The sequence below is a fragment of the Vibrio sp. 970 genome (assembly GCF_033339075.1).
The window spans coordinates 1-502 of record NZ_JAWOTW010000891.1 but is presented as its reverse complement, the minus strand read 5'-3'; the positions used below and the strand labels follow the sequence as shown (position 1 = coordinate 502).

Annotated in this window: 2 protein-coding genes; both read left to right on the top strand. The window is 47.0% G+C overall.

Annotation, left to right across the window (positions count from 1 at the left end; all coding sequences use genetic code 11):
* Positions 1 to 186: 2-C-methyl-D-erythritol 4-phosphate cytidylyltransferase (locus tag R7Q11_RS29765; protein WP_225467414.1), on the top strand; the 186-nt coding region annotated here is incomplete at its 5' end.
* Between the two features lie 17 nt (positions 187 to 203).
* A partial coding sequence (gene ispF / locus R7Q11_RS29760) for a 2-C-methyl-D-erythritol 2,4-cyclodiphosphate synthase (protein ID WP_225467413.1) occupies positions 204 to 502 on the top strand: 299 nt, incomplete at its 3' end.

Genomic DNA, 502 nt, shown 5'->3' with positions numbered 1-502 from the left:
CAGCAGCTAACAAGAGCACTGGCAGACGCATTGCAGCAAGGTGTTGCGATCACTGATGAAGCATCGACTTTAGAGTGGTTGGGAGAAACGCCAGCTTTAGTTCAAGGTAGTGCGAATAACATTAAAATTACTCAGCCAGAAGATCTCGCCTTAGCCGAGTTTTATCTTAGCCGCGAGCGCGGTTAGAAAATAAAGGATAAAAAATGATTCGAATTGGTCATGGTTTCGACGTACACAAATTTGGCGGTGAAGGCCCTGTGATTATTGGTGGTGTTGCAATTCCTTACGAACAAGGCCTGATTGCGCACTCAGACGGCGACGTTGCTCTGCATGCTCTCACCGACGCTTTGTTAGGTGCGATTGCTGCGGGTGATATTGGTCGTCATTTTCCAGATACCGACGATAAATGGAAAGGTGCAAACAGCCGCGAATTATTGAAAGACGTTTACCGTCGAGTAAAAGAACAAGGCTACCGCCTTGGTAATGCAGACGTCACCATCAT